This window comes from Candidatus Methylomirabilota bacterium, from assembly GCA_027293415.1.
Lineage (GTDB): Bacteria > Methylomirabilota > Methylomirabilia > Methylomirabilales > CSP1-5 > CSP1-5.
The window spans coordinates 1-3822 of the sequence record JAPUFX010000099.1 but is presented as its reverse complement, the minus strand read 5'-3'; the positions used below and the strand labels follow the sequence as shown (position 1 = coordinate 3822).

The following is a 3822-nucleotide window of genomic DNA, read 5'->3' as shown; positions in this document are numbered from 1 at the left end:
CCCAGCATCAGGCCGCTGATAGCTTCGTCGTCCGGAGCCTCCATGATCACCACGACATCGTAGTGGCCCATGGTCCAATGGATCTCCCTGACCTTTACCCTCATCTTCCCCGCCATGTCGAGGAACGCCTTGGCCCGCTTGGTCGACTCCTTCACCTTTCGGATACCCTGGTCTGTCCAGTTCAGCAGGCTGACGTAGGTCGGCATCGCCTTCCTCCTTCCGGCGCTCTAATGCGCCATGGCATCGAGATTTAGGTCGCCCTGTGCCCCAGTGATTACTTTCGGTAATACATCCTTCCCAAAAGCAAAACGCCCTAACGGGCCATGCTCCGCCCGGGAGGGCGTCTGAGTGGTTGGTGCGCCGTCGATTGTGCCGAAGGTGGGCTGGGCTTTTCACCTATTCTTCGAAAGTCCCGGTTCTTAGCCTAGGCGTGAGGTATCTGTTCATCGTCGACTGATTCCATCAGCTCATCCAAGAGGGAGCCCATTAACTTCTGGAACTCCTCGTTGGCTTGTTCCCCGATAGGTTTCCGATCGGGTTCAAGGGTCGGGCTGAAGCGGTGGCTGAACGCCCGACGGGGGATCAACCCCCGTTCAACGAACACTTCAAGAGTTGCCTCCAATGTCGCGGACATCTGGTTCAGCCCTCCGAACTCTACTTCCAGGTCATTCAATCGCTTTTCGAGACCATGAAGCTTTGCCCTCAGCTTCTGCCGCGTTCCCATTGTGCCTCTACTCATTTGTGAAAACTTCGATCCGCCGAGGCTTTCTGATAGTACAGTTCCATTGAGGCACGGCGGCTTTCGCCCATTGCCCGTACGGGTCTCCGCTTCCCTCTGGAACTCGCTCAAGAGCGCCGGGTACCGTCGCTTTCTCGTGGGAGCCGCTAACTCCAACACACATCCCTCCTGGGTCCTTCTTCCTTCATTCATTTAGTGGCTCTTCCCCCCGGGGATGGTCGCAACTCGTCGCGGGCTAGGGGCTCATGGCCTCCTCCGGCGCCAGCAGTCGCCTCACCGTATAGAGCCGGAGAGCCTGCCTTAGGGTGTCAAGGGCCAGAGTTGCGCACCGGATCCGGGCCATTGCGAGGTCTTTCCCTATTATGTTGAACAGATCGTCATAGCTAAGTTGTTCCGCCTCGGTCAGGGTTAGACCGCTGGCCATCTCGCACAGGATCGAGGCACCTGCCTGGCTGAGAATACATCCCTCCCCATCGAATGTCACCCGCACCAGCCGATCGCCATCAACCTGACCGTAGATGGTTATGACGTCGGAGCAGTCCGGGTTCCCCCCGGACCGGGCAAAGCTCGGCTGAGTCAGAACATCGCGGTTCCGCCGGCGCTTGCTGTGGTCGAGGAGGAACTCGATCCGCTCTTCCCTGGTCATTCAGACCCCTTCTCGATGGGGACGTTAACCATGTTGCCCCACTCGGTCCAAGAGCCATCGTAATTCCGGACCTGAGGGTATCCGAGCAGATAGGTGAGGACGAACCAGGTATGAGAGGAGCGCTCACCTATTCGGCAGTAAACGATGATATCCTTGTCGGGGGTGATCCCCTTGCTTGCGTACAACGCCCGGAGTTCATCCGCCGGTTTAAACGTCCAGTCAGCTTCCCGGACCGCCATCCCCCAAGGAATATTAACCGCCGTAGGGATGTGGCCGCCCCGCTGCGCCCCCTCTTGGGCGTAGCCCTCCATATGGATTAGCTCGCCCGTGTACTCCTTCGGCGACCGAACGTCTACCAGAGGCCCCTGACCGATGTGGGCCATGGCATGGTCCCGGAACGCTCGGATCGCCAGGTCGGGTTCCTTGGCCCGGTAGGTGGTGGGCGTCAATCGGGGAACCTCCTTAGTAAGGGGACGGCCTTCGTCGACCCACTTCTTCCGCCCGCCATTCATCACCTTGGCCAGGTCGTGCCCGAACAACTGAAAGATCCAGAAGGCATAGCAGGCGAACCAGTTGCTCTTATCCCCGTAGAATACAACCGTAGTGTTGTCCGCGATCCCCGCCTGCGACATAAGCGCCTCGAAGCCCGACTTGTCGAGGAAGTCGCGGCGCACAGGCTCCTGGAGCTGAGTAAACCAATCTATCTTCACCGCGCCAGGGATATGCCCCGTTTCGTACAACAGGAAATCCTCATCGGACTCAACAATACGGACACCGGGGTCTTCCAGATGGTCGGCGACCCACGCCGTCTCCACCAGCACCTCGGGTCTTACGTACGATTCCGCCATGGTTAGTTCCCTCCCCTGCGCGATTCGGTCTTACCCGGCATCGCGCCAATGACTCTCCTTACTCGTTCTCCCCTACGCTCCTGTGGCTTCAACGATCCTTTTGCCAACCGCCTAAAGAACCAGGCCCAAGTGCAGATCCGGGTTCTTAATGGCCATCAGCACGGTGAGGACTGGTTCCGCCCCGAGGGTATCCGCAAGTGGGTTTCCCCTATCCAGATCGGATCCTCGAACTCAATGGTTTCATACCTCCACTTCTACATCCGATCCGCTTACTCGGACACGATAGCTCGACACGCCAGTTCGAGCAGGCGCCGTGAGCACATCCCCACTTCTTACGTCAAACTTAGATCCATGCCAGGGACAGGTCACCACTTGCCCCTCCACAGGGCCCGTGGAAAGGGGACCACCTCGGTGAGGGCAGGTATCATCGATGGCGTGATAGCTTCCCTCGAGATTGAAAAGGGCGATTACCTTCCCGTCGACTTCCACCTTTTTCGCCTGGCCGGGCGTGAGTTCACCGGCCGTCGCCACCTTCACAAATTTTCCCATCCTGTAACCTCCTAATGACGTCCTATGATTTAAGCCGATTCTTCCGTCCGCATTCTGTTCATGGTTCCTGACACGCTGAAGGCCCCAGAATAGATGCTCCTTCTCAGCGGGGCACTGCATGTACCCCTCTCATGGTTGACAACCTCCCGGAAATCTGCAGGGTCAACAGGAGAGAACTACTTGGGGACGAGGCCTTAGCGGAAGGAAGTCCAACCTTGCTCAGTTAGCCGTGACATCGGAAGGGGCAAGAGCCATGCCAGATATCTCTACGGTTGCGGAGGAATCGGACTCTCTTCAAGGTCCTGGTATTTCAGGGATCGAGGGATTCGGACGGAAATAGACACGTCCGACGAGCCGCGTGCCATGCAGGGAATTTCTGGAGGGCAGGGAATTTCTCCCTGGTCAGATTTGGATGTGCTCACGCTGGATCTTGTGGGTCAACGCCTTGACATCGATCAGCTCTTGCTACCACGCTGCTACCAGAACACCCCGTACCGAGCATCCAGGAGCACCATCGAACGGTTGTTTATGGTCTCAATGAAGCGAAATTAGGTTCGCGGGCAAGAGAGGTCCGGTAAGCGTAAACACTAGGCTCGGGTCCGCTTCCACGCCCCTCTCAATTGGGTCGTATCTCTGGGCTGGTTCTCTTACCTCGTTTGCTGGCTCTTTGGCCTTCTTTCACTTCGTATCTTCTTACCCATTTCGCCTGTTCCTTTCCTAATTGCGCTGCTCCGGTCTTGTCGTAACGGGGCGGTATTGGCCTAGCTTCCCTCTGTCCGAGATTTGTGCGAGAACTCCCGCCGATCTAACGAGGCCTGTCCCGACAAGCCTAAGCGAAAAGCGTTAGAGTTTTTGGGTTTCGTTGTGGTAGGTTGGGCTGTGTCTCTGGCAGGCTTTGTTTCGTAATCAGCAGGTCAGGAGTTCAACCCTCCTCGCCGGCTCCAGAAACTCCCCCAGTTCCGTCCTCCAGAGAGTCTCCGAGACCCTCAAAACATTCTTTAATTCAATCGGGTCTGCCCCAGTTGAATTCACATCTTCGC

General features: G+C 57.2%; 5 protein-coding genes. All 5 read right to left on the bottom strand.

Annotation, left to right across the window (positions count from 1 at the left end; all coding sequences use genetic code 11):
• The coding region (locus O6929_07280; GenBank protein ID MCZ6480187.1) for a GYD domain-containing protein at window positions 1-206 on the bottom strand (206 nt) is incomplete at its 3' end.
• Window positions 207-424: 218 nt separating this feature from the next.
• A complete protein-coding gene (locus O6929_07275; GenBank protein MCZ6480186.1) occupies window positions 425-739 on the bottom strand; it encodes a hypothetical protein in 315 nt (104 codons plus the stop codon).
• A 235-nt stretch (window positions 740-974) separates the two neighbouring features.
• Window positions 975-1385 carry an iron-sulfur cluster assembly scaffold protein gene (locus tag O6929_07270; GenBank protein MCZ6480185.1) on the bottom strand — a complete coding sequence of 137 codons (411 nt, stop codon included), beginning with the start codon at window positions 1383-1385 and terminating at the stop codon, window positions 975-977.
• On the bottom strand, window positions 1382-2233 hold the full coding sequence (locus O6929_07265) for a sulfurtransferase (protein MCZ6480184.1): 852 nt from the start codon (window positions 2231-2233) through the stop codon (window positions 1382-1384). Before O6929_07265 ends, O6929_07270 begins: the two co-directional genes overlap by 4 nt.
• A 240-nt stretch (window positions 2234-2473) precedes the next feature.
• Window positions 2474-2782: a non-heme iron oxygenase ferredoxin subunit gene (locus O6929_07260; GenBank protein MCZ6480183.1), complete on the bottom strand. Its 309-nt coding sequence runs from the start codon at window positions 2780-2782 to the stop codon at window positions 2474-2476.
• Between the last annotated feature and the right edge of the window lie 1040 nt (window positions 2783-3822).